Source organism: Shimia sagamensis, assembly GCF_900182745.1.
Taxonomy (GTDB): Bacteria; Pseudomonadota; Alphaproteobacteria; order Rhodobacterales; family Rhodobacteraceae; genus Shimia; species Shimia sagamensis.
On record NZ_FXTY01000007.1, the window covers coordinates 12,116 to 38,881 of the forward strand.

Consider the following 26,766-nt stretch of genomic DNA (forward strand, 5'->3'; position numbering starts at 1 on the left):
CGCGTTTTTCAATCTGTTCAGCCATCAACCGGCGCAAAATGCGCGCGGAAGAAGCGCAGGCAATCCGGCTCATATGTGAACTTGAGACCGCGAATGTCCGCCGCCCCCTGCATCACCCGCTGCACACTTTCCGCGACCACATCCATATGCGCCTGCGTGTAGACCCGGCGCGGCAATGTCAGGCGCACCAACTCCAGCTTTGGCATGAAGTTTTCACCGGTGTCTTTGTCACGACCAGCGGATACCACACCACGTTCCATCACCCGCACACCCGCATCGATGTAGAGCGCTGCTGCCAGCGCCTGTGCCGGGAACTGATCTTGCGGAATATGCGGAAGAATGGCTTTTGCATCAAGATAGATCGCGTGCCCGCCAATGGGTTGCACAATCGGCACGCCCATCTCCATCAACCGGTTGCCAAGGTATTCCACCTGCCCAACACGCGCGCTGATGTGATCATCCTGCACACTTTCCGTGATGCCAATCGCCAAGGCTTCCATGTCACGTCCAGCCATGCCGCCGTAGGTGTGCAGCCCCTCATAGACCACCACAAGGTTACAGGCCTTCTCATAGATATCGGGATCGTTCATCGCCAAGAAACCACCGATGTTCACCAGCGCATCTTTCTTAGACGACATGGTTGCCGCGTCAGTCAGCGCGCACAGCTCATGCACAATCTCACGCACAGTTTTGTCCGCATAGCCCTCTTCGCGCTGCTGAATGAAATAGGCGTTTTCCGCCACCCGTGTCATGTCATGCACCAACAGCGTATCGGTGCGATCACACCACGCCCGCAACGCGCGCAGGTTGGACATAGAAATCGGCTGCCCACCCGCCATGTTCACGCAGGTTGCGATACAGATGTAGGGGATCTTCTCCGCCCCAACCTCCGCCACCAGCGCATCGAGTTTGGCCAGATCAACATTGCCCTTGAATGGATGTGTCGAGGCCGGGTCATGGGCCTCATCAATGATCACATCAACAAAGCTCGCGCCTGCCAGCTCTTGGTGTAGGCGTGTGGTGGTGAAATACATATTGCCCGGCACATAATCCCCATCCGAGATCAGGATCTGCGACAGGATGTTTTCCGCCCCTCGGCCCTGGTGTGTTGGCACGGTATATTTGTACGAGTAATAACTCTCGATGGTGTCCCGCATGCGATAGAAGTTGGCGCTGCCTGCGTAAGCCTCATCCCCAAGCATCATGCCCGCCCACTGCCGATCCGACATGGCGCCACAGCCGGAGTCCGTGAGCAAGTCGATATAGACGTCTTCGGATTTGAGCAGGAACGTGTTGTACCCCGCCTCGGCGATGGCGGCGCGGCGCTCGTCTTCGGTGGTCATCTTCAGCGGCTCGACCATTTTGATTTTATACGGTTCGGCCCAGGTTCTGGTGGATGTGGTCATTTTTTGACTCCTTGTTCAAACGACACATAAGTGAGTTTTCACGCGGAGCCTTTGAGAGGTGCGCCACGGAAAACCCGTGGCATTTCATCCCTCCACCAGACAAGAGCGCCTGATCAAAGTGGCCAAGAATGAGCGTATCGCCGCTCTTGCAAAAAACAAGCACGATTGCGCTTCAAAACGCGCCTGCGACGATTCTGCACACTTTTGCTTTGGGAGAACCTTTGGTTCAGCTTGTCCGCTGGAAAGCGCTGGTTGCTTTCCCGTCAACTTCATCAGCGCCGCTAACGAACCGCACAAAAGCCCGGGCAAGCCCTCGCGGGCACAGCCACCCTCGGCTACGGCGGCATGTTGCTGGGGCCACCCCTGATTAGCTTCATCGGCAACGCGACGTCGCTCAGGGTGTCGTTTGGAGTGCTTGCGGTGTGTGCGTTGATGATTGCGGTGTTATGTGGGCGTTGATGGGGGAGTAACAATCACCGCCACCTTCCTCATTCTGGTTGTAAGGGAGAGTACCAGATTGGAGACGTATAGGCGCGCTCTTGATGACTGTCCTCTATCCAATCCGGAACAACCGCGCCGAACACCAATCGATCGTAGGTTGTCCACCGAGGCGTCGGAATTTCAATTACCCGCACATAATAGAATGCACTTTGGTCTTGGGAGAACTCTACATCACGCCAGTAGCCCGCAAGCAAAGCCGCACCGATATCATTCCGCCATGTAGCGGTTTCCGGATCAACCGTGTTCCCCACTGGCGGTAATTTACCATCCTCACGCGGAACTCGATTGTCGGACCACGCGACGTCAAAGACGCGCTCCCGCAATGTACCGTTTGCTTCGCGCCAGCCTTTTACTACCTGCACCCGATCTAGATTAGCGCCGTCCGGATCACGCAGAGCTCGTATCATCACGGTCGGCACTCTATCTCCTGAACATGCGTCCAGGGTCCCACCCATTGGTACCCCGTGAGTATAGCCGTAGCTGTCAAAGTCGGACCTCACGAGATCACTTTCCTCAAATTCACACCCCGCAAAAACCCTTACGCGAATTCGCGTTCCTGTTGTCGCGTAAACCTCCTTGCGTTTGAGCGCATCCCAAATCGCTTCCCGCGTGTTTTCTCTGGCCCATACAGCAGCCAACCCCGCTGCAAGCCCATCGGCATGCAACAGGTCATCCGCTGAATCGTTTGGCGTAAAACGCCCCGTGATACGTTCTTCAAGCCTTATCGGATCCGCGGTTGGCTCGACCACAGCAACCTTTCCAAAGAAGTTATCTTCCTGCGCCGATGACAGTGCTGTGTGCGAGTCTGTAGATCCCAGAACGCCAAACTGGAATGGATTGACCCCAAGTGTCGCCTCATAGGCCATTCCGCGCTTCCAAGCCTCCCGCGCGTATTCTCGTGGCAGCATTTCAGGAGTTTTAGGCTCCGGCCCAAAGCTGCCTTTGTCCCATGTGCCGTAGTCCGCAAACTCGTCGTTCGGAGACAGCATCGGATGTGTCTCGCCATCCCCCTTAATCTGCGTGATCTCGTAAACCGGCTCCCATCTTGCTCGGCGCGCCGCATAATCCGCCCCGATCGGCTCTCCTTGGAGTGTCACATCGTCAAACATCAAGCCATTGGACAAGTTACCATTGTGTGGGATTGCCAAAACTTTGCCGCCGGTGTTTGTTTCATAGGCCTCCATCCAATCCCACAAAGCTTCCGGGTCTTCGGAATCGTAGGCACTGAAAGGCAGAACCTGGTCTGCGCGTTCTTTCCCATCTCGGAATATCACGTTGCGGTGCAGGTTGTTGCCATTTGGACCTGAGGTCCATTCGTAACCAATGAGTGCCGTGAACGCACCTGGGGCATTGTGGCGCTCCGCAGCTTCAGTGACCCGCGGCCACATAACATCCGCAAAAGCGACGTCACCCAGCGGATCCGTCACGATGTTTAGTCCGTCAGTCATCCAAGTGTCATACGACTTTTGCGCGGACTCCACCGTTCGCGGCGCGTAGATCTGGCTAATTTTCTGCCCCCAAGAGCTCTCTTTCAATAGGGGGCTGTCTTCTTCCAGGGCTATTGGCAACCCCAAGTTCTCGGCATGATCGGTCACCACGAGCCAATCTAGGGGACGCTGCAATCTCGCCGGAACGCCCATTGAAGACACCACCTTTTCCCCTTTGGCAAACCGATAGGCATCATTAGGTGTTAGCGTCGCGCCAACCAATCCCGCATCCGCAGAATAAGCTGTGTGAAGGTGCGTGTCGCCAAATAGGACTAAATTTGGGTAGTTGTCAGCCAGATACGGAGAGTATTTGGTCGATGGGTCCGGCGCAGAATTTGGGGCGTCCTGTCCATAGGCTGCTGAAATCACCAATCCAAAACAAACAAAGGGAACAGTAACTCTCATCAAACGACTCCAAATGCATCAACCCAATCGCATTTGACCAAACACGAATTGGCGGGCGAAATTTCGCTTGGCTCTACAATGCAATACTACGCCCAACTACCCAAGCTAGAAATACCCGTTAACCTCTCCCCACCAAAAAACGCACCTCCGCAAAACAGTCGTGATACCGACGTCATACCGACGTGATTTTTGCCGCAAACAGCCCGTCGACCAAAGCTTATCGCTCAGAGCGGTAGCATGCTGGTGGATTTGATTTCTTCCATGGATAACAAGGCTGTCACGTTGTGCACCTTCACCTCCGAAATCAGAGCTTGATAAAAGGTGTCATAGGCGCGCGCGTTCTGCACCTGCACTTTCAGGATATAGTCTATGTCCCCCGCCAGCCGGTGCGCTTCCAAAACCTCAGGGCGTTCACGCAGGGCTTTCAGGAACTTCTGCTGCCAGTCCGCCTCATGCTCACTGGTGCGGATCAGAACAAAGAAACAAGCCTCAAAACCAAGCGCTTCTGCGTCAAGCAGCACCGTCTGCTGCCGGATCACCCCAGCCTCTTTTAATTTGCGAATGCGATTCCACACAGGTGTCTTGGAAGAGCCCACACGTTTGGCAATTTCATCCAAGGATTGCGCCGCATCACGTTGCAACTCCCCGAGAATTTTCTTATCCATATCGTCGATACGCAACGCCATCCCATTTCCCCTGCCCTTTGTGGAACACTGGCGTATTTCCCCAAACACCCCAGAACACACGTTTCTATTTCCACCAGCATCTGGCGGTTAAGGGGAACAATTTCCTATATTGCTTCTGAAGTCAAACCCCGGGAGAGCCTTATGCCACGCGCATTCACACCCAAAGTCATCACCGCCAACGCCCTGATCGAAGGCGACGTGATTTATTTCACCAAAGACGACACTTGGACCCGTGATCTGGCCTGCGCCGAGTATCTCACGGATGAGGCCCACGCACAGCTGCGTTTGCTGGACGCGGAACAGCAAGTGGATCTGGTGGTTGGCGCCTATCTGGCAGACACCACCGAGGGTGAAAATGGCCTGGAACCAACCCACTTTCGCGAAGAATTCCGACGCACTGGTCCGTCCAACTACTTCCACGGCAAACAAGCAGACAGCAAGCAACAGGATGGTCAGGCCGCCTGATCGGCCTCTCCTGCAGCAAACAAAAGGGTTCCCCCATGTATCACTACAATGACTTTGACAAAGCCTTCCTGGCAGAGCGCAATCGTCAGTTCCGTGCACAGGTAGAACGCCGCGTCGCTGGCAATCTGACCGAAGAAGAATTCCGCCCGCTGCGCCTGATGAACGGCCTGTACCTGCAATTGCACGCCTACATGTTGCGCGTCGCTATCCCGTATGGGTCACTGAGTTCCGCACAGATGGACACGCTCGCGCTCCTCGCAGAGAAGTGGGACAAAGGTTACGGCCACTTCACCACGCGTCAGAATATCCAGTACAACTGGCCCAAGCTGACCGACGTGCCGGACATGCTCGACGCGCTTGGCAAGGTTGGCATGCACGCCATCCAGACCTCCGGCAACACCATTCGCAACGTGACTGCGGATCACTTTGCCGGTGCGGCTGCTGACGAGTTGGAAGACCCGCGCCCCGTGGCTGAGCTGATCCGTCAGTGGTCCACAGACCACCCGGAATTCCAGTTCATGGGCCGCAAGTTCAAGATCGCCGTGAGCGCAGGGGCGCAGGACCGCGCCGTGCTGAAGGCACATGATTTGGCTGTGCGCATTGTGAAAAACGACGCGGGTGGGATTGGCTACCAAATCCTTGTTGGCGGGGGCCTTGGCCGCACGCCAATGGTGGGTAAGATTCTCAATGACTTCCTGCCGCGCGAAGACCTGCTGCCGTATATCGAAAGCACTGTTTCGGTCTGGAACCAGATTGGCCGCCGTGACAACAAATACAAAGCCCGTATCAAGATCACCGTGCATGAAACCGGCCTTGAAGAGTTCCGCGCAAAGGTAGAAGAGCGCTACGAAAGCGTGCGCCCAACCTTCTCCGGCATTGATCAGGACCTGTTTGAGGACATCAAAGCCCACTTTGCACCTCCGGCATTCCGCAACGCGCCCACTGTTGAGTTTGACAGTGCTTACGACGCCAACCCTCTGTTTCGCAGCTGGGTTGATACCAATCTGACAACGCACCGCGCGCCGGGGTATTCGGTTGTTACGGTTTCGCTGAAAAAGCACGGCGAAACTCCCGGCGATGCCACGGCCGATCAAATGCGCGCATTGGCTCAGATCGCCCGTGACTATGGCCATGACGAGCTGCGCATCAGCCACGAGCAAAACGTGATCCTGCCACATGTGCACAAATCCGATTTGCCGGCGGTCTACGCAGCGTTGCGTGAGGCAGACTTGCACACCGCCAACATCGGCCTGATCAGCGACATCATCGCCTGCCCCGGCATGGACTACTGTGCTTTGGCTACCGCCCGTGCGATCCCGGTTGCCCAACAAATCGCGACTCGCTTTGACGAGCTGAAGCTGGAGCATGACATTGGCCATCTACAGATCAAAATCTCGGGCTGCATTAACGCCTGTGGCCACCACCACGTGGGCCACATCGGCATTCTGGGTCTGGATCGCGCAGGCGTGGAAAACTACCAGATCACCCTTGGCGGAGATGCCACTTGGAACGCTGAAATCGGCCAGCGTGCGGGACCAGGTTTTGCCTATGATGAGATTGTTCCAGCAATTGAGCGTCTTGTGAACGGGTACCTGGAGCTGCGCGAGGGACCGGAAGAAACCTTCCTGGTGGCTTATCGTCGTCTTGGCCTCGCGCCATTCAAGGCACATCTCTATCCAGAGACTCAGGCCAATGCAGCATAATGGTTTAAGCCCTTTGACCTCCCCTCTGACGTCGGCGATTGCGCCCACGTCAGAGCGCAAGGATCCATTGCAGGCCAAGGTGGACGTGCTCAACGCACGCTATCGGCATCACTCGGCGACTGCGGTCATGGAGGCCGCGCTGAAAGACCCACAGGCCGGCAAACTCGCCTTGGTGTCTTCGTTTGGCGCGGAGTCTGTTGTGCTTCTGCATATGGCCGCGGTTGTGGATCGCAGCATTCCGGTGATTTTTGTGGACACTGAAATGCTGTTCACGGAGACACTTGTGTATCAACAAGAGGTGGCGGAGCGCTTGCATCTGGACAATGTTCAGATCATCCGAGCCAGCGAGGCCACGTTGGCGGCGGAAGACCCGGACGGCACCCTGCATCAGTTTGACACGGACGCCTGCTGTTCGCTGCGCAAAACGCGGCCTTTGCAAAAGGCTCTGCGCGGCTATGACGGCTGGATCACTGGAAGAAAACGCTTCCAATCCGGCACACGCGCCGCTTTGGACTTCTTTGAAGTCGAAGACTTCACAGGCCGCATCAAAGTGAACCCGCTGGCCCATTGGGCGCCAGAAGACGTGCGGGCTTACATGGAAGAAAACCGCCTGCCACGCCACCCGCTTGTGGCACAGGGCTACCCTTCGATTGGCTGTGCGCCTTGCACATCCAAGGTTGCCGAAGGTGAAGACCCGCGCTCCGGTCGGTGGCGTGGTCAGGAAAAAGACGAATGTGGCATCCATTTTGTGGACGGCAAAATGGTGCGAGCAGGAGAGAAAGTATGACTGTGATTGTAACGGACAGTGGCTTCACCGCCGACAACTGGACTCTGGGTTTTGTGCCTCTGGACGAAGCGGCCAACGACGTCGCCGCTCTTGATGTGCCTTCTTCCGCCGATCCAGCGGAAGTCGCCGCGCAGTTGGCAGGCGTGGAGATGGTCCGCGTCGATTTCCCCAGCTTTGCGGATGGCCGTGGCTTCACCATTGCCCGCCAATTGCGATTGGCTGGATACAAAGGCCGCTTGCGGGCCAAGGGACACGTGATTTCCGACCAATACGCCATGGCACGCCGCTGTGGCTTTGACGAAGTAGAAATCTCTGATGAACTCGCCACACGCCAGCCAGAAAGCGAATGGAAGTTCCGCGCAGATTGGCAAGCCAACAATTACCAAGCGCGCATGCGCGGCTAACATATAATGAAAAAGCGATGCGAGCTTGCGTTATGTCAAAGCCGCATCGCTGCTATCCCTTCAAAACCTCTCCAGAGATGTTACATGAGGAGCGGGGCATTCCCGCCCAGTATTTGATATGACCGAGCAAAAACCCGTGACCGAATCCACCGCCAAAAAAGTGCCAACCCTTCCTGACGCGCAGACCGTCACCGAAGTGAAGCACTACACCGACCGTTTGTTTTCCTTCAAATGCACCCGCCCCGCCTCGCTGCGGTTCCGCTCTGGTGAGTTTGTGATGATTGGCCTGATGGGTGACGTGAACCCAAAAACCGGCAAGCAAAAACCGCTCCTGCGGGCTTATTCCATTGCGTCGCCAAGCTGGGACGAAGAGATGGAGTTCTATTCCATCAAGGTACAAGACGGCCCGCTGACCTCCAAGTTGCAGCACATCCAGCCAGGTGACGAGGTGATCCTGCGGCCAAAACCGGTTGGCACATTGGTTCATGACGCCCTGATCCCAGGTAAACGCATCTGGTTTTTTGCAACGGGCACAGGATTTGCACCGTTTGCGTCCCTACTGCGCGAACCGCAAACTTATCAGGACTACGACGAAGTCATCATCACCCACACCTGCCGTGAAGCTGGCGAGTTGACTTATGGCCGTGATCTGATCGAAGCTCTGAAAGACGATGAACTGTTGAACGAAGTGATCGGTGAGGGTTTCTGGAAGAAGATAAAATACTACCCGACCACCACCCGTGAAGAGAGCGCCAAGATGGGGCGCATCACCGATCTGATCCGGTCTGGCGAAGCGTATGCTGATCTGGATGTGGAGCCGCTCAACCCAGAAAGCGACCGCGCGATGATCTGTGGCAACATGGCCTTCAACCTGGAGCTCAAAGACATGCTTGAGGAAGCCGGATTGGAAGAAGGCGCCAACTCCAAGCCTGCTCAGTATGTGGTTGAAAAAGCCTTCTTGGACTAACTTTCAAGACTCAATCCAAAAGAAAACGCCCCGACATTGGCCGGGGCGTTTTGCGTTTTTTCTGCTGAAACAGCTTACATTCCAAGCGCTTGCTTTGCAGCGTCCAACGCCTGCGTCAGCATTTCTGGATTGTTGGTGGCGCTTTCGATGGCAGTTTTCAACGTGGTCTTTTCAATCGTACCCAGTGAAGACCCGTCGATCACCTCGGACACTTTGGCCAGATCAAAACCGTCAGCAGTAAACAGGCTGGCCAAGTCTGCCATACCGGTTGTTGCCGCATCAGCAGCCTGCTCGGTTGTGTCGGTTACAGCCTCTGTCGCATCAGAAGCAGCTTCGGTTGCGGCATCTGTGGCCGCGTCGGTGGCCGCGCTGGCGGTGTCTGTCACCGCGGTTACGGCCTCCTCAGCGGCTTCGGTGGCCGCAGCGGCGGTATCAGCAGCCGCGTCTGTCGCAGCTTCCACAGCTTCGGTTACGGCAGCCTCAGCTTCGTCGGCAACAGCTTCAACCTGGTCCGATGCAGCCTCAACTGCCTCTTCCGCCGCATCCTGAACAGCTTCTGCAGCCGCTGCAACACCGTCGGCGGCCTCTTCAACGGCGTCTTCGACGGCCGTTTGCGCCTCTTCAAGAGCTTCAACAACCGGAGAGCTCTCAACAACTGGCGCGTCGGTCACAGCGTCTTTGCCGCCCTGTCCCAATACAAAATAGGCCACCACCGCAATGGCACCCGCAATCACAACAAAAATAAGATTCTTCATTGAATTCTCCAACTCAAACGCTCCCACCCGACCTGTTCGGGCCCTTCGCTGATACTCTTTCCTATGTCCGCAGGCCGCTCTCAAGGGGGAAACCTGCTAGATTCACATCATGTGCATGGATTCGGCTGTTGTATCACGTGCAAAGGCCGAATAAATTGGCCGCCTAAAGGCATTCACCATTGAAGGAAGAAAACCATAGCCCGCAGACCTCATAACGCACCGCCTCAGCGTGACACCGGACCCCGCGTCAACGGACGCATCCGCTCTACAGAAATCCGCTTGATTGGCGCAGACGGCGAAAACGTCGGTGTCGTGACCCCGACGCGGGCCATGGCAATGGCTGACGAGGCTGGTTTGGATCTTGTTGAGATTTCTCCAAATGCAAACCCACCCGTGTGCAAGATCATGGATTTCGGCAAGTTCAAATACGAACAGCAGAAACGCGAATCTGAAGCGCGCAAAAAGCAAAAGACCATCGAGATCAAAGAGGTCAAGTTCCGCCCGAACACGGATACGCATGACTACGAAGTCAAAATGCGCAACGTGTACAAGTTCCTAGAGAACGGCGACAAAGTCAAAGTGACCTTACGCTTCCGTGGACGCGAAATGGCGCACCAAAACTTGGGCCGCGAGCTTCTTGAACGTGTGGCAGCGGACACCAAAGAGATGGGCAAAGTTGAAAACATGCCCAAAATGGAAGGCCGCCAAATGATCATGCTGATCGGCCCCCTGCCCAAGTAAAGCTTGGCAAACCATTGAATTCTAAGAAACCCCGCCATCTCGCGGGGTTTTTTCTTGGAAACGTGCCGCAGGCAACAAAAGCCCCAATCCTAGGATCGGGGCTTTTCTTTTACGCCTCGGCCACTTAACTGGCGGCGGTCACCGCGCGGCGGGTCAAAACCCCTACCAAGTGGGCGCGGTAGGCCCCTGTGCCATGCAGATCAGAGATCATGCCATCAGAGCCCGGCGCCATTCCGGCGATAGCGTCAGCGGAGAAGGTGCCAGAAAGCACGGCCTCTGCCTCAGTCCAACGGAACACACCCTCTTCAGACGCACCGGTTACCGCGACACGCACGCCGTCTGCATATTTGGCCACAAACACGCCAACCAAAGCAAAACGAGAGGCTGGCTGTTCAAACTTTTGATAGTTTGACGCCTCGGGTACCGGGAAGCGGACTTCTGTGAGAATCTCACCTTCATCCAAGGCCGTTGTGAACATACCTTGGAAGTAGTCATCCGCCGCAATCTCGCGTGCATTGGTGACAAGGGTGGCACCTGATGCCAAAGCACCAGCAGGATAACACGCGGAGGGGTCGTTGTTGGCCAACGAGCCTCCAATTGTTCCCCGCGCGCGTACCGCTGGATCACCAATGCCTGCAGCCAACCCTGCAAGACCCGGGTAAGCACCGGCCCCTGCAGCCACATCCGCATGGGTGGTTGCCCCACCGATACACAGCGCGCCGTCGTCGCCGGTGCAGATACCGTGCATCTCGGTAATGCCGTTGAGGCTCACCAGTTTAGATGGGCTCGCTAGGCGCTGCTTCATCGTCGGGAGCAATGTTTGCCCCCCACCCAGTGCCTGTGCATCCTCGGTGCCCAGCGCGGACACTGCGTCCGCAATCGTGGAGGGTTTTTCGAAGTCGAAATTATACATGGTATTTCCTCCGCTTATCCGTTCATCGCTTGCCAGACGCGCGACGGCGACACTGGCATATCGATATGGTGAATGTCATGCCCACCTGAGCGCAACGCGTCAACAACCGCGTTGATCACCGCCGGCGGCGACCCAATGGCCCCAGCCTCGCCACAGCCTTTCACACCCAATGGGTTATGTGTGCACGGGGTCTGACTCGAGTGATCCACGCCATAGAAAGGCACATCGCTGGCCCGCGGCATCGCGTAGTCCATATAAGACGCGCTCAGCAGTTGGCCATTCTCGTCATAGGACGCATTTTCGAGCAACGCCTGGCCAATACCCTGGCCAATTCCGCCATGCACCTGACCGTCGACAATCATTGGATTGATGATATTGCCAAAGTCATCAGCGGCATTGAACGCCTCAATGGTGACCTTACCAGTCTCCGGGTCGACTTCGACCTCACAAGCATAGGCACCGGATGGATAGGTGAAGTTGGCGGGATCATAAAACGCGGTCTCCTCCAAACCCGGTTCGATGTCCTCAAGCGGGTAATTGTGCGGGACATAGGCTGCCAGGGTCACATCCCCCCAGGCGACCGATTTATCGGTGCCCGCCACAGAAAACGAACCATCTTTGAGTTCGATGTCTGCGTCAGCCGCTTCCATCAGATGCGCGGCGATCTTTTTAGCTTTGGCGATGATTTTTTCCGTCGCGCGCACCATGGCTGAACCACCAACCGCAATCGAACGGGATCCGTAAGTGCCCATACCCATTGGCGTGTTGGCTGTGTCTCCGTGCACGATTTCCACCATGCTTTCGTCGATACCAATCATCTCGGCAATCACCTGAGGGAACGAGGTTTCATGGCCTTGGCCGTGGCTGTGTGAGCCCGTCATCACCACCAGACCACCGGTCGCGTTCACCCGCACAGTTGCACTTTCATAGAGGCCAGCACGCGCACCGAGCTGCCCTACGAGATTAGACGGCGCAATACCGCAGGCCTCAATATAGCAGTTCACGCCAAATCCACGCAGCATACCGCGCGCTTCACTGGCCTTGCGACGGGCCTCAAAGCCGGAAATATCCGCCATGTTTTCCAGCGCGTCCATGGTGCCGTGGTAGTCACCGGTGTCATATTCCACCGCCACAGGTGTCGCATATGGGAACTCGGTGATGAAGTTTTGACGGCGCAATGCAATTGGGTCCACACCCAGCTCCCGTGCCGCTTTGTCCACCACGCGCTCAAGCTGGAATGTCGCTTCCGGACGGCCCGCACCGCGGTACGCATCCACCGGCACAGTGTTGGTGAACACCGCTTTGACGTTCACGTAGATCAGTGGCGTTTTGTAGTTCCCCGCCATGAGCGTGCCGTGCAGCCATGTTGGCACCGAGGGCGCAAAAGTGGACAGATACGCGCCCATATTTGCATGTGTGTCGGTCCGTACAGCGGTGAAGTTATTCTCGGCATCCAGCGCCAGTTCGATCTTGGTCACATGGTCACGCCCATGTGCATCGGAAATGAACGCCTCAGACCGAGTCGATGTCCACTTCACAGCACGGTTCAGTGCTTTGGCCGCAAAAGTACAAAATGCTTCTTCGGCATAGTGGAAGATTTTTGTGCCAAATCCGCCCCCAACGTCTGGCGCGACAACACGAAGTTTGTGTTCCGGAATGCCCAAGACAAATGCACCCATCAACAAGCGGATCACATGCGGGTTCTGGCTGGTTGTGTAGAGCGTGCTGTCACCGGTTGCACGATTGAAATCGCCGATGGCCACACGAGGCTCCATCGGGTTGGCCACCAAACGGTTGTTGCGCAGCTCTAGTGTTGTCACATGCGCCGCCGCCTCAAACGCGGCATCAACCGCTGGTTTGTTTTCTTCAACGAAACCCCAGTCGTAACACAGGTTACTGGTCAGATCGTCGTGTACCTTTGTGGCCCCGTCGGCCAGCGCGGCCTTCATATCAACAACTGCCGGAAGCTCTTCGAGATCAACCTCAATAGCCTCTGCCGCGTCGCGTGCCTGCTCCAATGTTTCGGCCACGACGGCAGCGATCTGATCCCCCACATAGCGAACTTTGCCTTGCGCCAGCACCGGGTGGGCAGGCTCTTGCATCGGCTCGCCATGGCGGTCTGTCACCTGCCAACCACAGGGAATGCCACCGACACCTTCAAAATCCGCACCGGTGAAAATCTTGATCACCCCCGGCATAGCCGACGCAGCATCCAAATTGATGCCATTGATTTTGGCGTGGGCGATGTCAGAGCGCAAGAAATGCACATACGCTTGACCGTTGACTTGAATGTCGTCTGTGTAATTGCCGGTTCCACTTAGAAACCGGACGTCTTCGCGCCGCTTGGGGCTGGCGCCAATGCCATTGTCCTTAGGCATGCTTATCCTCCCTAAAATCAGAGCGGGCCAAGGCCTCACGCATCCGATTTGAAATCAAAATCACACGTTACCGCGCCTCCTCAAACGCGGTACTGCGGATTACTCAGCTGCTATGCTGCTCACATCCTGTCCACTGGCCGCCAGAATTGCTTTGACGATGTTGTGGTAGCCGGTGCAGCGGCAAATATTGCCCTCAAGATGATGGCGCACTTCCGCTTCTGTTGGTTGCGGATTGTTTTTCAAGAGATCCGCCGCAGACATGATCATGCCCGGCGTGCAGAACCCGCATTGCAGGCCGTGGTGATCTTGGAATGCCTGCTGCAACGCATTCAATGTTCCATCCGGCGCAGCCTGACCTTCAATGGTGTCAACGGAAGCGCCTTCTGCTTCCATCGCCAGCATTGTACAGGCTTTAACGGCAACCCCATCAACATGCACCACACAGGCGCCACATTGGCTGGTGTCACACCCAACGTGCGTGCCAGTCAGGCCAAGGGTTTCTCGAAGAAATTGACTGAGCAAAGTGCGTCCTTCGGCATCGCCGGACATTTCTTTGCCATTCACGGTCATGGTGACCTGTGACATTGGCTCCTCCCAATTTAGCTATTGTCATTGAGCAGGAGTAAAGCAGTCACCATGCAACTTGAGAAGCCGCTTTTTTTGACAATTCAAATGGGGGCCGTAGACATTGGTCGTAGCTGCACCTGCAGCACCGAGGCCAATTGGACTACATTCCCTTTTCCCGCGGCATCGGACGTGTTGGGATTTCTTTGAGGAGTCCCCCAACCCCCATTGCGGCGATATCAGAGTGGGTGACGTCAATCCCACAAATCACCCGCTCCATCACCCAATCCGCGCCGTTCAAGGCCGGAGATCGTGCGCAGCCGGGTAACCCAACGACTGGCTTCCCGTCAATCTCCCCTAAGAACAGAAGGTTACCAGGATCAACCGGCATGCCGAACCGCTCAACGACCCCACCCGTATCGCGCAGAGCCTGAGGAGCGACATCCAGCGGATCTGAAGTTGCCGATGCCGTGAGGACAAAGATCATGTCCCCAGGGGCTGACCGGATAACTTGCGCCAAAGGGGCCGGCTCATGCGGCACCAAGACCCTTTCCGTCAACATCATTCCCATCCGTTCAACACGCCCGGCCATTGCCCGCCGGCCTTTGTCGGTTGGAACATCTCCAATGGTGGTTTCAATCAGCGTTGCGGTTTCAAAAACAGGCCGCCGCAAAGACACCGCTCCGCGCGCAATGTTTGTCGCCTCCGCCAGTGCAGAAGACGGCACGGCATAAGCGATAATCTTGATAGTCGCGACCATGCCACCCGCGTCGACGCGGTGATAATCAGGCACGGTTGCAACCGTGATCATTGGATCAATGGAGTTAATCTGTTGCACTATCTCGGCGTTGATACGGATCACTCCACAGCCCTCGGCGTAGAGGTTTACCCGCCCAGCGCCCGCTCCTGTGGCTCGGACGCCCCCGATGCCAATTAGCATGGCCTCTGCCAATTTGGCTGCCGCCACATCTTCGGCCACATCGCCTTGATCCAATTGGGCCACAACAACAGTTTCAAACCCGGCGTCGACTAGGGCCTGTAGGTGCGTTTCTTGCAGGACTGTTCCTTTGGGGATCCTTTTGCCAGCAACCAAGGAGTGCGCCAGAACGGCGTCCAGAGCCACCTCAACTGGCACGGCGCCAAACTTCATGTGCTTTTCCTCAACACCGTTAGCATCTCCGCCAGGATCGCCACTGCAATTTCGGACGGGCTTGCCGCCCCAATATCCAATCCAACCGGACCGTGTATGCGGGCGATGGTCTGATCCGAATACCCGGCCTCCTGAAGCCGCTCAACCCGCTTGGCGTGGGTTCTTTTGCTGCCGAGGGCCCCAATGTAACAAACGTCTGACTTCAAAGCGATGTGCAGCGCTGGATCGTCCAGTTTGGGATCATGGGTCAACAAAACAAGCGCTGTTCGCGCATCAACGCCAATGTTCTGCAAAGCCTCGTCGGGCCACTCCTCCACAACAGTCTCCCCGGGAAACCGCGCCTCAGAACCAAACGCGGCTCGTGGATCAACAATTACAGGATCAAAACCGGCAAGGCGTGCCATTGGGACCAAAGCCTGCGCGATGTGCACAGCCCCCACAACAACCAACCTCAGTGGTGGATTGTGAATGGCAACAAAGCGGCCGTCTTCCTCCACGCCAGATCGATCCATGCGGAAGCGATCTGCAAACCCGGCACTCGTCAATGTGCCGCCGCCAGTTTCGGCATTGGCAATGTAAGCGACAGCTTTGCGCGCGGCACGGGCCTCAACCAATTGAGACAACACGTCTTCGGTGAGAACGGTTCCCACAGGTTCGACCAGAACCTTGATTGTGCCACCACAGGCCAAGCCAACAGCAAAGGCATCTCCATCGCTGATGCCAAATTCCAACAGGGTACCTTTGCCGCTTTCGATCGCGTCCATGGCCTCAACCATCACCGCACCTTCGACACAACCGCCAGACACAGAACCTTCAATCTGGCCATCACCGGACACAACCATTTGTGCGCCCGTGCGACGTGGTGCAGAGCCCCAGGTTTCAACCACGGTGGCCAGGGCTGCCCCACGTCCGGCGCGATACCAGTCCAGCGCCAATTCCGGCGCACCTTTAAGTCCTTGGCGCATTCCACCCTCCCTCAGAGCAAAAAACATGGGCCTCGTTCCACCAAACAGCAAGGTCCTCTTTTTCCATATTTTTCACTTGCTCAGGACCATTGACGAAGCTCCCCAAGGAGCCGTGCCTTTTCTCCCACATCGTCGGGACGTGACAGAGCTTCCGCCAGCGCCTCAATAGATGCAATGGAGTGCCCCGCGCGGAAACTGTCAACATGGGGCAGCATTGCGCGAATGCCTTGTGCTTTGGCCGCGAACCCTTCCCATCGCAGAAGCGGGTTCAACCAAATCAATCGACGTGCGGACAGATGTAAGCGTTGCATTTCTTTGGTCAACACCTCAGGCGCACCGCGATCCAATCCATCGGTGATCAACAGAACAACCGCCCCCTGCCCCATCACGCGACGCGACCAATCTCGGTTAAAACTGTGCAAACACTCCCCGATCCGGGTGCCCCCTTCCCAATCCTGGGCTTCCGCCCCAGCCGCAGCCAGCGCCACATCCACATCCCGGGTCGCTAAATGACGGGTGATGTTGGTCAACTGTGTGCCAAAGGTGAATCCATGCACGCGCGCCCATCCAGCCCCTTTTTGATTGGCAACCGCATGTAAGAAATGCAGCACCATGCGGCTGTATTGGCTCATTGATCCGGAAATATCGCAAATCACCACAAGGTTGGGCCAACGGATACGCTGGCTCTTATGTGCCAAGCCGGACAAATCTCCCCCCTGTCGCATGGACTGCCGCATGGTGGCGCGCCAATCGATTTTACGCCCAAACGGATCCGATTTGGTGCGTCGAGACAAAATTGGTTTCACCGGCAAGCTCAGGCGCGAGAGCATGCGCGTCGCTTGCGCAATTTCCTCAGTGCTCATTTGCTCAAAATCCAGCGTGCGCAGCTTCTCTTCTGATGATATGGTCAGAGAGGCATCAATCTCAATTTCTGTTCCAGCGTCTTCTTGCTCGACACCTTCAGGAATGTCTTGATTGGCGCCATCAAGAAGCGCTTCAGCAGCGCGTTTTTCACCCGCTTGCCCCGCGCGTTCTTCTTGCACGCCGCGGACAGCTGGCAACATCATCGCCATCATGTGCTCCAGATAGCGTGGATCACGCCAATAGAGCCGGAAAACCTGCGAGAACACGGTGCGATGTTCAGGACGAGACACGAAACACGCGTGCAACGTCCAATAGAAATCCTGCTTGCTAGTGAACCCTGACGCCTCGACTGCTCGAATGGCATCAATCACGCGTCCCGGGCCAATCGGCAATCCAGCCTTGCGCAAAGCCCTTGCAAACCAAGTGATGTTTTGCGTGAGCTTGGGGTGATCCGGGATCTCGAGCGGAAAGTATTCAGCCATTATTCATTTTCGCCTCGAAGGGCAGTCTGCCAAATCGAATGCAAATGCTCACCATTCTTAACAAAAATTGCCTTAGGCCATTCAGACCTAGATCCGACTTGCCAAGTCAGGTGGACAAGCACGAAAGGCGATTGGCTGTCGTCCAGCGCAAACAAAACATCGTCGCTTTGTGTGCTTCGAGCTATCGCGTGATACATGGATTGCCATAGAACGTGTTTTTCACCAACTTCACGTTTGAGTTCATTTGTTAGTGACGCGGCTTGCGCTTCACTAACAAACTCCCAACCCGCAGGGAGACGTAACCCCATCAGGCCGGCTCCAGCGTGGCGCGCGCCTCATCGAGCAGCTTCTTGGCCTCAGAGCCTTGCAGCTTTGCAATGTCGTCTTGGTACTTAAGAACGGCCCCAAGTGTATCGGCAATCACCTCAGGGCTCAGGGTCACAACATCCAATGCCAAGAGGCACTTGGCCCAATCTATGGTTTCCGCAACACCCGGTTTTTTAAAGAGGTCTTCGGTGCGGAGCCGTTGAACAAAAGCCACAACCTCTCGGCTCAGGCTTTCAGCCGCTTCAGGTGCCCGCGCACGCAAAATTGCCATTTCGCGATCAAAATCAGGGTAGTCGACCCAGTGATACAGGCACCGGCGCTTAAGGGCGTCATGCACTTCTCGCGTACGGTTCGACGTGACTATCACAATCGGAGGTTCAGGCGCCTTGATGGTACCGATTTCCGGAATGGTCACTTGGAAGTCACTGAGCGCCTCAAGCAGGAAGGCCTCAAAAGGTTCGTCGGTGCGGTCCAGTTCATCAATTAGCAACACTGGCGCTCCCGATGGATCAGGCCGCATCGCCCTGAGCAAGGGGCGCTCAACCAGATAGCCTGGGCCAAACAGCTCTTCCTGCAATGCGCTGCGATCCGCGCTACCACTGGCTTCCGCCGTGCGAATAGCCACCATTTGGGCCGCAAAATTCCATTCATAAACCGCACTGGACACATCAAGGCCTTCGTAACATTGCAACCGGATCAGGCTACGGCCCAGCGCCGCAGAAAGCGCTTTGGCAATTTCAGTTTTGCCAACACCTGCTTCACCTTCTAGAAAAATCGGCCGCCCCAAGCGCAGCGCTAAGAAAACAACAGTTGCGAGTGGCCGACCACATACATAGCCCTCTTCTGCCAGAAGCCGTTGAATGTCGTCGATGCTCTCAATGTCCTGCATGGGCACGCCTCTGGCTGGAAATACTCCGGTCACGCTGCATTGGAGCACCCGCAACGTCAAGCGCTTGCCCCCGCGACAAAAGTTGTAGAAAAGCGCAAAACCTTCCCAATTTTTGCCGCAAATAGCTTATACGGTTTCCGCAAAGACCACGAAACAAGGTCAGATCATCAGGCCACAATGGCCAGGGGCGTAAGGAAAAACATCGACATGCAGGACACTGCCAACGGCTTTGACACGCCGATGCTTGGGTTGTCACGGGATGAATGGCTGTCCCAGTTGGAACATGTTGCTGAGGCACATGGACACTTTCAACCGTTGGGAGACCGCCACTGGGCGACCTTAGTAGAGGACAAACCTGTCCTTTTGGTCACCTTTGAAACCGTTGATAGCATTCAAAAACGTGGTGACACCGGTCATCCCTTGGGATGGGAATTGGTGCGCGAGTTGGGCTGGTCTCACCTTTGTGTATTGAGCGATGGAGACACATGGTTTCGCGATCCGGAGGTGATCGCCTATTTTGATCGCCTTTCCGGCGACGGATTCTTTGATGAATTTGATGAAGTGGTGTTTTATGGTGCCGGATCATGTGGCTATGCCGCAGCGGGCTACTCGATTGTTGCAACCGATGCGCAGGTTGTTGCGGTGCGACCGCAAGCGACCCTTTCCCCGCGTTTTGCGGGCTGGGACAAACGATTTCCTCACTCCCGCAAAATTGCCTTTGACGGGCCATATGGCTTTGCACCGGATATGGCAGCCATGGCAGACCGCTGTTTTGTGATCTACGACCCAACCCAAGACATGGACGCCATCCATGCCGCTCTTTTTGCGCGTGAAAACACAGAATTGATGCCAACGCCGCATTTGGGTGCCACACCAGAAGAAGATTTACTGGAGATGCAGGTTCTGTATCGGGTTCTGGTGAAAGCGGGCGCAGGAACATTAAGCCGCACGGCCTTTTACAAACTCTACCGAGCGCGGCGCGCGCATGTGCCGTATTTGGACCGTTTGTTGCGAGAAGTGTCGCAAAAGAATCGGCCGTTTGTGACAGCGTTGCTCTGTGCCAATGTTGCGAGGCGTCTCAAAGAACCACGGTTCTTGCGCCATTTAAACGCACTGGTTCAGGACGCGGATCAGGGGCGTTTGGCGAGTTGAAGCTGGCGCAAAATCGCCAAGAGTTGCGTGCAAAGACTAGCCACTGGCCGCAGCTTTGTGTAAGCCGCGCCTATGACCCAAAACCTGACCATTGCCCGCCCCGATGACTGGCATTTGCATCTGCGCGATGGCGCGATGCTCCAAGCCGTCCTGCCTGAAACCGCGCGCCACTTTGCCCGTGCGATCATCATGCCCAATCTGGTGCCGCCAGTTGTGACCGGCGCGCAGGCCGTGGCCTACAAAGACCGCATCATAGCGGCTTTGCCCCAAGGCATGTGCTTTGAGCCGCTGATGACGCTGTACCTCACAGAAGACAGCGATCCGGAAGATATTGCGACGGCGCATGCAACAGGTCTGATCAAAGCTGTGAAGCTCTACCCCGCCGGTGCGACAACAAACTCCGCCAGCGGTGTTGCCGATTTCAAAAACGTTCGCGCCTCGCTGGACAAGATGGCCGAGATTGGCTTGCCGCTCTGTGTACATGGCGAAGTCACCGATCATGACATCGATATTTTTGACCGCGAAGCGATTTTTATCGACCGCGTGTTGGACCCAATCCGCAAAGCCACTCCAGGCCTGCGCGTGATTATGGAACATATCACAACCAGCGACGGTGTTGCGTATGTGCAAGACAATGCGACCGATCTAGGTGCAACAATCACCACGCACCACCTGATCATCAACCGCAACCATCTCCTCGTGGGTGGAATCAAACCGCACTACTATTGCCTGCCTGTGGCCAAGCGTGAAGAACACCGTTTGGCATTGCGCGCCGCGGCGACCTCCGGTGATGCGCGGTTCTTCCTCGGCACCGACAGCGCCCCACATCTGGACGGCGACAAGGAGAGTGCTTGCGGCTGTGCCGGTTGCTTCACCGCGACCAACACCATGGCACTTTTGGCACATGTGTTTGAAGAGGACGGTGCGCTGGACAAGCTGGAAGGCTTTGCCAGCCGCAATGGTCCAAACTTCTATGGCCTGCCGGTGAATGAAGAGACCATCACGCTCGTGAAGACCGAACAAACCACTGTCTTCCCTGATAAAATTGAAAGCGCTAATGGGCCCGTTACCGTGTTTGACCCCGGTTATGACGTGTTCTGGACCGTTGCTGACTAAGAAATTCTGCTGCCAAAGGATATCAAAATGATCCCTACCGCCTTCCCGCCAAAAGAAGAAATTGCCCGCCTGACTGCCCGTATGCTGTTGGAAATTGGCGCGGTAAACTTCAACACCGATGAGCCCTACACGCTGGCCTCAGGTCTGCCAAGCCCAAGCTACATTGACTGCCGCAAACTGATCTCCTTCCCGCGCATCCGTGCGACCCTGATGGATTTCATGACCGTCACCGTGATGCGTGAGGCGGGCTTTGAAGCGTTTGACAACATCGCCGGTGGTGAAACGGCGGGCATTCCTTTTGCCGCGTTGGTGGCGGAACGCATGGCGCTGCCGATGACCTACGTGCGCAAGAAGCCAAAGGGATATGGCAAAAACGCCCGTATTGAAGGCGCAATGAGCGAAGGCGAGCGGGTGTTGTTGGTGGAAGATCTGACCACCGACGGCGGCTCCAAACTGTCGTTTGTCGACGCGATCCGTGAGACCGGTGCATCTTGTGGCAACACGGCAGTGATCTTCTACTATGACATCTTCCCGGAAACTGAGAAGACCTTGGGTGATCACGGTGTTGCGCTGCACTATCTCTGCACCTGGTGGGATGTTCTCGCCGAAGCCAAAGCGCAGGGCGTGTTCTCAGCGGAGACACTGTCGGAAGTTGAGACTTTCCTCAAAGACCCACGCGCCTGGCAGGAATCGCGCAAGGGATCCTAAGCCTTTCGGCGGAAAACCGAGCACATTTGAGGTCAAAACTGGCCACAACAGCACAAGATGTTGACGCATCAACGCCCGTCCTGACAATATCGGGGCGGGCGAAGTTATCCACAGGCGATCCACAAAAACATACAAGTTGCCCTGTTTAAGACGGCTGGTTTAAAACCGGCGACGCGGGCATTTGGGGGCAGACATGAACGAAATTGCAAACATCAACACGGGTGAAACCGAGGCCGCAAGCATTGATGCGTTGCCGCATTCCATTGAGGCTGAGCAACAGCTTCTGGGTGCCATTCTGACCAACAACGACATTTTTGATCGTGTCGCCTCGGTCATCAATTCGACCCACTTTTATGAGCCTGTACATTCGCGCATTTATGAGATCGCTGCCGCTCGGATTGCGAAGAACAACCTTGCCTCCCCGGTCACTCTCAAAGCCTTTATGGAAGACGACCCCGGTCTGATCGAATTGGGTGGTCCAGCCTATCTTGTGCGCCTGGCGGGTTCTGCAATTTCGTCTTTTGCCGCAGCCGATTACGCGCAAATGATCTATGATATGGCGATGCGCCGTGAGCTGATTGATCTGGGCAACAACATCGCCTCCAAGGCCAAGAAAGCTGACATCAAGCTAGAGCCAAAAGAGCAGATTGTTGAGGCAGAACAAGCGCTTTACAAACTCTCGGAACAGGGCACCTCTGAGCGTGGCTATGTCAGTTTTCTGAAAGCTGTGACGCAAGCAGTAAACACCGCCAATGCCGCCTACCAACGCGATGGCGGCCTTGCCGGTATTTCCACCGGCTTGATCGACCTCGACAAAAAGCTGGGGGGGCTTCACCCGTCGGACTTGTTGATCCTCGCGGGACGTCCTTCGATGGGGAAAACTTCGTTGGCCACCAACGTCGCGTTTAACGTGGCAAAGGCCTATAAAAAAGGCGTTAAACCGGATGGCAGCGAAGGCGCTGTTGAGGGCGGTGTGGTTGCGTTTTGTAGCCTTGAGATGTCGGCTGAACAATTGGCGGCGCGTATCCTATCTGAGGCGGCTGAGATCCCGTCTGAACAGATCCGTAAGGGCGACATGACCGAGGAGGAGTTTCGGCGATTTGTTCAAGCAGCAAAAGACCTTGAGGCCTGCCCGCTGTTCATTGACGACACCCCGGCCCTGCCGATCGCGCAGTTGGCGGCGCGGGCACGGCGGCTGAAGCGAACCCACGGGCTGGATCTGTTGATCATCGACTATCTGCAACTGTGTCGCGGTACTGCCGAGAACCGTGTGCAAGAAATTGGTGAGATTTCGATGGGTATGAAAGCCATTGCCAAGGAGCTCAATATTCCGGTGATTGGTCTCTCCCAGCTCTCCCGTACAGTGGAGAGCCGAGACGATAAACGCCCCCAACTCAGTGACTTGCGGGAATCCGGTTCGATCGAGCAGGATGCGGATGTGGTGATGTTTGTGTTCCGCGAAGAGTACTATGTGGAACGGGAGAAACCCTCTGACGAGCGGCTGGACGAAATGGCCGCGTGGCAGGAACGCATGGAGCGCCTGCATGGTCGCGCCGAGGTGATCTTGGGCAAGCAACGTCACGGCCCAATTGGCACGGTAGAGCTGTCGTTTGAGGGGCAATTCACCCGCTTTGGCAACCTTGTGCAGCCTTGGCAACAAGGCGGCGGCGAGGAGTTTTAAGCTCCCCCCAAGACTATTCGAATCGCCGTGTTAACCTCGTTTTTGGCGGCGATTTGAACGTCGGTACATTGTCTGTATCGCGACTGTTTTGCGGAGGTGCGTATTTCCAATGCGCCGCAATCGGCAATTGTTAAGCCACAGTTCGCGGCAACGGGGAAAAACGCACCGCCTTTGGCCTTGACCTTGCGAGGTCAGACGTCAACAAACACCGTCATGGCTACTGCAACTTTGACAATCGACCTCGACGCCCTGATCAACAATTGGCGGGCGCTGGATGCACAGACGGAAGTGACCACCGCAGCGGTGGTGAAAGCCGACGGATACGGACTCGGCGCGGACCGCGTGGCGCGGGCATTGATGCGCGCTGGAGTAACGCGCTTCTTTGTTGCCGCCGCCGAAGAAGGCGCCAGCCTGCGGCAAGCGATTGGGCCGGACCCGGAGATCAACATCTTTGGCGGCCATATGCGCGGCGACACCGATATGATCAGCGACATGAACCTGACGCCGATGTTGAACTCGGTGGATCAGATTGTACGCCATGTTGAAGCGCTGCCAGCCCATCCGTTTGGGGTGCAGCTTGACACAGGCATGAACCGTCTGGGCCTTGAGGCGTCAGAATGGGACGCGGTCAAAGCGCTCGTGTTGCAGCGTGGTCCAACATTGATCATGTCACATCTGGCCTGTGCCGATGAGCCCGAGCATCCGATGAATCCGCGACAGCTGGCCGCGTTCAAAGAGATGACCGATGGGCTGGACGTGCCACGCTCGTTGGCAGCAACCGGCGGGATTTTGTTGGGCGACGATTATCATTTTGATCTGACGCGCCCTGGCGTTGGGCTTTATGGGGGCATGCCCTTTGTGGACGCGACCCCGGTGGCCAGCCTGCGCCTTCCGGTCATCCAAGTGCGCGACGTCGCTGAAGGTGAAAGCGTTGGCTATGGTAATGCCTGGATTGCAGAGCGCGACAGCAAAGTCGCGACACTTGCGGCGGGTTATGCCGACGGCATTTTGCGGGCGATGAGCGGCAAAGTTGCCACGTTTGCTGGCGAGGACCGCTGCCCGCTGATTGGCCGGATTTCCATGGACCTGATTGGCATCGACGTGACGGACTTGTCCGACATACCGCGAGAAGTGGAACTGCTTGGGCAACACCAATCCGTGGACACGCTGGCCGATGCCGCAGGCACCATTGGCTATGAAATCCTGACCTCGATGGGTCAACGCTATCAGCGCCGGTACAAATTTTCATGAAGCTGGTTGTGGCTCCTTTAAATGCCATTGGGCGCAGCATGATTGCTCTGTTCACCTCTTTTGGGGAGGTGCTGCTGTTTGTGTGGGGCGCGGTGAGCCACATTTTCCGCCCGCCATTTTATGGCCGTGAGTTTCTGAGTGCGCTGTTTAACATTGGTTGGCTGAGCCTGCCGGTGGTGGGCATGACCGCAATCTTTACTGGTGGCGCGCTGGCCCTGCAGATCTATGACGGCAGCTCGCGGTTTTCGGTAGAGAGCGTGGTGCCGCAGATTGTGGCGATTGGCATGGTACGTGAGCTGGGACCGGTATTGGTAGGCTTGATGGTGGCCGCGCGGGTGACCAGTTCAATTGCCGCGGAAATTGCCACGATGAAAGTGACCGAACAGATTGATGCGTTGGTCACGCTGTCGACCAACCCGATGAAATACCTGGTGGCACCGCGCGTGATGGCGGCTATTTTGGTGGTGCCTGCCCTAGTGGGCATTGGCGACATCATTGGGATTTATGGGGGTTTCTTGGTCTCCACCGAAACGCTGGGCTTTAACCCTGCAACCTACATTCGCAACACCGCAGACTTCCTGCAACTCAACGACATTGTGTCCAGCCTGGTAAAAGGGTCTGTGTTCGGCGGCATTGCTGCCGTGATGGGCTGCTACGCGGGCATGCATTCCGGACGCGGCGCGCAAGGCGTTGGCCGCGCCACCAAAAGCTCCGTACAAGCCGCAGCCGTGATGATCTTGGCAGCCAATTTTATTCTCACCAGTCTGTTTTTTACCTCATGATCCAGTTTGACAATGTGCATAAACGTTTTGGCCCCAAGCAGGTGCTGCAGGGCGTCAACCTTGAGATTGCCAAAGGCAGCTCGATGGTGATCATTGGCGGGTCCGGCACCGGGAAATCGGTGATGCTAAAGTCAGTTCTGGGCCTGATCATTCCGGAAAGCGGCAGCATCACTGTGGATGGGCAAAACGCCACCCAAGGCGACCGGGATGCGTTTCTGGCACGGTTTGGCATGTTGTTTCAGGGCGGCGCGCTGTTTGACAGTATGACCGTTTGGCAAAACGTGGCGTTTCGCCTGCTGCGGGGCAGTTTGAAGCGCCCCAAAGACGAGGCGCGCGAAATCGCCATTGAGAAGCTGCGGCGGGTGGGGCTGACGCCTGATGTGGCGGACCTGTATCCGTCTGAGCTGTCTGGTGGGATGCAGAAACGTGTGGGCTTGGCCCGTGCGATTGCAGCGGAGCCAGAGATCATCTTTTTTGACGAGCCAACCACAGGCCTCGACCCAATTATGTCCGGCGTGATCAATGACTTGATCCGTGAGATTGTGGTTGAGATGGGTGCCACGGCAATGACCATCACCCACGATATGAGCTCGGTGCGCGCTATTGCTGATAACGTCGCGATGCTGCATGGCGGGGTGATCCAATGGACCGGCCCGGTGAGCCAGATGGACGCCAGCGGCGATCCCTATCTGACGCAGTTTATTTCTGGCTCCGCGGAGGGGCCGATTGAGGCGGTACGGTGAACACCGCAATTGCCGTGACCTTTTTGGCGACGCCCTTTGTGGCAATCATTTTGAGCATTTGGATCGGCGCGCGGGCCTTTTTCTCTGACCGGCACCCGCTTGTTGGCTTGAGCCTCATGCTGCTTTCTCCGTTAACGTTCTTCTGGCCGTTTGGCGTAATTTTTGTTTCCGCCCAAGTCCCGCTGGAAGCAAAGTTGACTTGGTGGGGCAACGTTTTTGCTCCTTTGTTTTGGGGTGGTCTGGCCGGTGGTTGTTTCAGTGTTGGCGGTGTGTTGCTCTACCTATGCGTTGTCTCTGACGAAAAACTCAAAAACCTATTGGCATCGTGCCTGACCCTAGGATGGTTCTTTTGGTTTTTGTGGGCCTTTGTGTTTGATCACTCACATAGCATTTGACGCCCCAAAGGATTGAAAGACATTAAGGGTGTCTTCGACCAGCCCTTTACCTTTTCCTAACCTTTTGTTCGCAGAATGTTCCCTGTGTTTTGGTAAAAG

The 26,766-nt window shown here is 56.1% G+C and carries 25 protein-coding genes; 13 read left to right on the plus strand and 12 right to left on the minus strand.

The genetic code is table 11. The annotated features are described in order from the left end of the window. Positions 1 to 17 precede the first annotated feature (17 nt). From QOL67_RS16690 to QOL67_RS16700, 3 genes are all read right to left on the minus strand, one after another. On the minus strand, positions 18 to 1,406 hold the full coding sequence (locus QOL67_RS16690; protein WP_283427122.1) for a tyrosine phenol-lyase: 1,389 nt from the start codon (positions 1,404 to 1,406) through the stop codon (positions 18 to 20). Between the two features lie 488 nt (positions 1,407 to 1,894). After that, entirely contained in the window at positions 1,895 to 3,799 is a 1,905-nt protein-coding gene (locus QOL67_RS16695; RefSeq protein ID WP_283427123.1) for a DUF3604 domain-containing protein, read from the minus strand. 224 nt (positions 3,800 to 4,023) lie between these two features. Continuing rightward, positions 4,024 to 4,485, minus strand: coding sequence for an Lrp/AsnC family transcriptional regulator (locus tag QOL67_RS16700; RefSeq protein ID WP_164644732.1), 462 nt, complete (start codon positions 4,483 to 4,485; stop codon positions 4,024 to 4,026). 141 nt (positions 4,486 to 4,626) lie between these two features. Here QOL67_RS16700 and QOL67_RS16705 point away from each other — a divergent pair, with 141 nt between their 5' ends. From QOL67_RS16705 to QOL67_RS16725, 5 genes are all read left to right on the plus strand, one after another. Next, positions 4,627 to 4,950, plus strand: a complete 324-nt coding sequence (locus QOL67_RS16705; protein ID WP_283427124.1) for a DUF2849 domain-containing protein — start codon at positions 4,627 to 4,629, stop codon at positions 4,948 to 4,950. A 35-nt stretch (positions 4,951 to 4,985) separates the two neighbouring features. Continuing rightward, the gene (locus QOL67_RS16710) at positions 4,986 to 6,653 is read left to right on the plus strand and encodes a nitrite/sulfite reductase (RefSeq protein ID WP_283427125.1); all 1,668 of its coding nucleotides are present in this window, start codon (positions 4,986 to 4,988) and stop codon (positions 6,651 to 6,653) included. Then, positions 6,643 to 7,440 (plus strand): phosphoadenylyl-sulfate reductase, encoded by a 798-nt coding sequence (locus QOL67_RS16715; protein ID WP_283427126.1) that lies wholly within the window; start codon positions 6,643 to 6,645, stop codon positions 7,438 to 7,440. Before QOL67_RS16710 ends, QOL67_RS16715 begins: the two co-directional genes overlap by 11 nt. After that, the gene (locus tag QOL67_RS16720) at positions 7,437 to 7,844 is read left to right on the plus strand and encodes a DUF934 domain-containing protein (protein ID WP_283427127.1); all 408 of its coding nucleotides are present in this window, start codon (positions 7,437 to 7,439) and stop codon (positions 7,842 to 7,844) included. The genes QOL67_RS16715 and QOL67_RS16720 overlap by 4 nt, the downstream gene beginning before the upstream one ends. 118 nt (positions 7,845 to 7,962) lie before the next feature. Further along, positions 7,963 to 8,811, plus strand: a complete 849-nt coding sequence (locus tag QOL67_RS16725; protein WP_283427128.1) for a ferredoxin--NADP reductase — start codon at positions 7,963 to 7,965, stop codon at positions 8,809 to 8,811. 74 nt (positions 8,812 to 8,885) lie between these two features. Here the strand turns inward: QOL67_RS16725 and QOL67_RS16730 are convergent, their stop codons facing one another. After that, complete coding sequence (locus QOL67_RS16730; RefSeq protein ID WP_283427129.1) at positions 8,886 to 9,566, minus strand: translation initiation factor 3; 681 nt, start codon at positions 9,564 to 9,566, stop codon at positions 8,886 to 8,888. Positions 9,567 to 9,845: 279 nt separating this feature from the next. Between QOL67_RS16730 and infC the strand changes: the two genes are divergently transcribed. Further along, positions 9,846 to 10,307 (plus strand): translation initiation factor IF-3, encoded by a 462-nt coding sequence (gene infC / locus QOL67_RS16735; RefSeq protein ID WP_283427130.1) that lies wholly within the window; start codon positions 9,846 to 9,848, stop codon positions 10,305 to 10,307. Between the two features lie 124 nt (positions 10,308 to 10,431). On the opposite strand, the gene QOL67_RS16740 is transcribed toward infC, so the two are convergent. The 8 genes from QOL67_RS16740 to QOL67_RS16775 form a co-directional block, all read right to left on the minus strand. After that, a complete protein-coding gene (locus QOL67_RS16740) occupies positions 10,432 to 11,220 on the minus strand; it encodes an FAD binding domain-containing protein (RefSeq protein WP_283427131.1) in 789 nt (262 codons plus the stop codon). Between the two features lie 14 nt (positions 11,221 to 11,234). Beyond that, positions 11,235 to 13,598 carry a xanthine dehydrogenase family protein molybdopterin-binding subunit gene (locus QOL67_RS16745; RefSeq protein WP_283427132.1) on the minus strand — a complete coding sequence of 788 codons (2,364 nt, stop codon included), beginning with the start codon at positions 13,596 to 13,598 and terminating at the stop codon, positions 11,235 to 11,237. Between the two features lie 99 nt (positions 13,599 to 13,697). Continuing rightward, positions 13,698 to 14,183 (minus strand): (2Fe-2S)-binding protein, encoded by a 486-nt coding sequence (locus QOL67_RS16750; protein ID WP_283427133.1) that lies wholly within the window; start codon positions 14,181 to 14,183, stop codon positions 13,698 to 13,700. Between the two features lie 142 nt (positions 14,184 to 14,325). Continuing rightward, complete coding sequence (locus QOL67_RS16755; protein ID WP_283427134.1) at positions 14,326 to 15,312, minus strand: molybdopterin-binding protein; 987 nt, start codon at positions 15,310 to 15,312, stop codon at positions 14,326 to 14,328. Next, a complete protein-coding gene (locus QOL67_RS16760; RefSeq protein ID WP_283427135.1) occupies positions 15,309 to 16,277 on the minus strand; it encodes an XdhC family protein in 969 nt (322 codons plus the stop codon). The genes QOL67_RS16755 and QOL67_RS16760 overlap by 4 nt, the downstream gene beginning before the upstream one ends. Before the next feature lie 80 nt (positions 16,278 to 16,357). Further along, a complete protein-coding gene (locus QOL67_RS16765) occupies positions 16,358 to 17,623 on the minus strand; it encodes a vWA domain-containing protein (RefSeq protein ID WP_283427136.1) in 1,266 nt (421 codons plus the stop codon). Beyond that, positions 17,623 to 17,931: a hypothetical protein gene (locus QOL67_RS16770; RefSeq protein ID WP_283427137.1), complete on the minus strand. Its 309-nt coding sequence runs from the start codon at positions 17,929 to 17,931 to the stop codon at positions 17,623 to 17,625. The genes QOL67_RS16765 and QOL67_RS16770 overlap by 1 nt, the downstream gene beginning before the upstream one ends. Beyond that, positions 17,931 to 18,839 (minus strand): AAA family ATPase, encoded by a 909-nt coding sequence (locus QOL67_RS16775; protein WP_283427138.1) that lies wholly within the window; start codon positions 18,837 to 18,839, stop codon positions 17,931 to 17,933. The genes QOL67_RS16770 and QOL67_RS16775 overlap by 1 nt, the downstream gene beginning before the upstream one ends. A gap of 207 nt (positions 18,840 to 19,046) precedes the next feature. On the opposite strand from QOL67_RS16775, the gene QOL67_RS16780 reads away from it, so the two are divergent. The 7 genes from QOL67_RS16780 (at position 19,047) to QOL67_RS16810 (ending at position 26,272) form a co-directional block, all read left to right on the plus strand. Then, on the plus strand, positions 19,047 to 19,991 hold the full coding sequence (locus tag QOL67_RS16780) for a phosphoadenosine phosphosulfate reductase (RefSeq protein ID WP_283427139.1): 945 nt from the start codon (positions 19,047 to 19,049) through the stop codon (positions 19,989 to 19,991). A 72-nt stretch (positions 19,992 to 20,063) separates the two neighbouring features. After that, positions 20,064 to 21,107 (plus strand): dihydroorotase, encoded by a 1,044-nt coding sequence (pyrC, locus tag QOL67_RS16785; RefSeq protein ID WP_283427140.1) that lies wholly within the window; start codon positions 20,064 to 20,066, stop codon positions 21,105 to 21,107. 27 nt (positions 21,108 to 21,134) lie between these two features. Next, the gene (locus tag QOL67_RS16790; RefSeq protein WP_283427141.1) at positions 21,135 to 21,815 is read left to right on the plus strand and encodes an orotate phosphoribosyltransferase; all 681 of its coding nucleotides are present in this window, start codon (positions 21,135 to 21,137) and stop codon (positions 21,813 to 21,815) included. A 193-nt stretch (positions 21,816 to 22,008) separates the two neighbouring features. Then, entirely contained in the window at positions 22,009 to 23,496 is a 1,488-nt protein-coding gene (locus QOL67_RS16795; RefSeq protein WP_283427142.1) for a replicative DNA helicase, read from the plus strand. A 213-nt stretch (positions 23,497 to 23,709) separates the two neighbouring features. After that, entirely contained in the window at positions 23,710 to 24,747 is a 1,038-nt protein-coding gene (gene alr, locus QOL67_RS16800; RefSeq protein WP_283427143.1) for an alanine racemase, read from the plus strand. Between the two features lie 38 nt (positions 24,748 to 24,785). Continuing rightward, a complete protein-coding gene (locus QOL67_RS16805; protein WP_283427306.1) occupies positions 24,786 to 25,529 on the plus strand; it encodes an MlaE family ABC transporter permease in 744 nt (247 codons plus the stop codon). Further along, the gene (locus QOL67_RS16810; RefSeq protein WP_283427144.1) at positions 25,526 to 26,272 is read left to right on the plus strand and encodes an ABC transporter ATP-binding protein; all 747 of its coding nucleotides are present in this window, start codon (positions 25,526 to 25,528) and stop codon (positions 26,270 to 26,272) included. The genes QOL67_RS16805 and QOL67_RS16810 overlap by 4 nt, the downstream gene beginning before the upstream one ends. Positions 26,273 to 26,766 lie beyond the last annotated feature (494 nt).

What these genes read in the sequence shown, in the direction of transcription:
- QOL67_RS16690 (WP_283427122.1), bottom strand. Translation starts at nt 1,406, where the DNA reads ATGACCACATCCACCAGAACCTGGGCCGAACCGTATAAAATCAAAATG.
- QOL67_RS16695 (WP_283427123.1), bottom strand. Translation starts at nt 3,799, where the DNA reads ATGAGAGTTACTGTTCCCTTTGTTTGTTTTGGATTGGTGATTTCAGCA.
- QOL67_RS16700 (WP_164644732.1), bottom strand. Translation starts at nt 4,485, where the DNA reads ATGGCGTTGCGTATCGACGATATGGATAAGAAAATTCTCGGGGAGTTG.
- QOL67_RS16705 (WP_283427124.1), top strand. Translation starts at nt 4,627, where the DNA reads ATGCCACGCGCATTCACACCCAAAGTCATCACCGCCAACGCCCTGATC.
- QOL67_RS16710 (WP_283427125.1), top strand. Translation starts at nt 4,986, where the DNA reads ATGTATCACTACAATGACTTTGACAAAGCCTTCCTGGCAGAGCGCAAT.
- QOL67_RS16715 (WP_283427126.1), top strand. Translation starts at nt 6,643, where the DNA reads ATGCAGCATAATGGTTTAAGCCCTTTGACCTCCCCTCTGACGTCGGCG.
- QOL67_RS16720 (WP_283427127.1), top strand. Translation starts at nt 7,437, where the DNA reads ATGACTGTGATTGTAACGGACAGTGGCTTCACCGCCGACAACTGGACT.
- QOL67_RS16725 (WP_283427128.1), top strand. Translation starts at nt 7,963, where the DNA reads ATGACCGAGCAAAAACCCGTGACCGAATCCACCGCCAAAAAAGTGCCA.
- QOL67_RS16730 (WP_283427129.1), bottom strand. Translation starts at nt 9,566, where the DNA reads ATGAAGAATCTTATTTTTGTTGTGATTGCGGGTGCCATTGCGGTGGTG.
- QOL67_RS16740 (WP_283427131.1), bottom strand. Translation starts at nt 11,220, where the DNA reads ATGTATAATTTCGACTTCGAAAAACCCTCCACGATTGCGGACGCAGTG.
- QOL67_RS16745 (WP_283427132.1), bottom strand. Translation starts at nt 13,598, where the DNA reads ATGCCTAAGGACAATGGCATTGGCGCCAGCCCCAAGCGGCGCGAAGAC.
- QOL67_RS16750 (WP_283427133.1), bottom strand. Translation starts at nt 14,183, where the DNA reads ATGTCACAGGTCACCATGACCGTGAATGGCAAAGAAATGTCCGGCGAT.
- QOL67_RS16755 (WP_283427134.1), bottom strand. Translation starts at nt 15,312, where the DNA reads ATGAAGTTTGGCGCCGTGCCAGTTGAGGTGGCTCTGGACGCCGTTCTG.
- QOL67_RS16760 (WP_283427135.1), bottom strand. Translation starts at nt 16,277, where the DNA reads ATGCGCCAAGGACTTAAAGGTGCGCCGGAATTGGCGCTGGACTGGTAT.
- QOL67_RS16765 (WP_283427136.1), bottom strand. Translation starts at nt 17,623, where the DNA reads ATGGCTGAATACTTTCCGCTCGAGATCCCGGATCACCCCAAGCTCACG.
- QOL67_RS16770 (WP_283427137.1), bottom strand. Translation starts at nt 17,931, where the DNA reads ATGGGGTTACGTCTCCCTGCGGGTTGGGAGTTTGTTAGTGAAGCGCAA.
- QOL67_RS16775 (WP_283427138.1), bottom strand. Translation starts at nt 18,839, where the DNA reads ATGCAGGACATTGAGAGCATCGACGACATTCAACGGCTTCTGGCAGAA.
- QOL67_RS16780 (WP_283427139.1), top strand. Translation starts at nt 19,047, where the DNA reads ATGCAGGACACTGCCAACGGCTTTGACACGCCGATGCTTGGGTTGTCA.
- pyrC (WP_283427140.1), top strand. Translation starts at nt 20,064, where the DNA reads ATGACCCAAAACCTGACCATTGCCCGCCCCGATGACTGGCATTTGCAT.
- QOL67_RS16790 (WP_283427141.1), top strand. Translation starts at nt 21,135, where the DNA reads ATGATCCCTACCGCCTTCCCGCCAAAAGAAGAAATTGCCCGCCTGACT.
- QOL67_RS16795 (WP_283427142.1), top strand. Translation starts at nt 22,009, where the DNA reads ATGAACGAAATTGCAAACATCAACACGGGTGAAACCGAGGCCGCAAGC.
- alr (WP_283427143.1), top strand. Translation starts at nt 23,710, where the DNA reads ATGGCTACTGCAACTTTGACAATCGACCTCGACGCCCTGATCAACAAT.
- QOL67_RS16805 (WP_283427306.1), top strand. Translation starts at nt 24,786, where the DNA reads ATGATTGCTCTGTTCACCTCTTTTGGGGAGGTGCTGCTGTTTGTGTGG.
- QOL67_RS16810 (WP_283427144.1), top strand. Translation starts at nt 25,526, where the DNA reads ATGATCCAGTTTGACAATGTGCATAAACGTTTTGGCCCCAAGCAGGTG.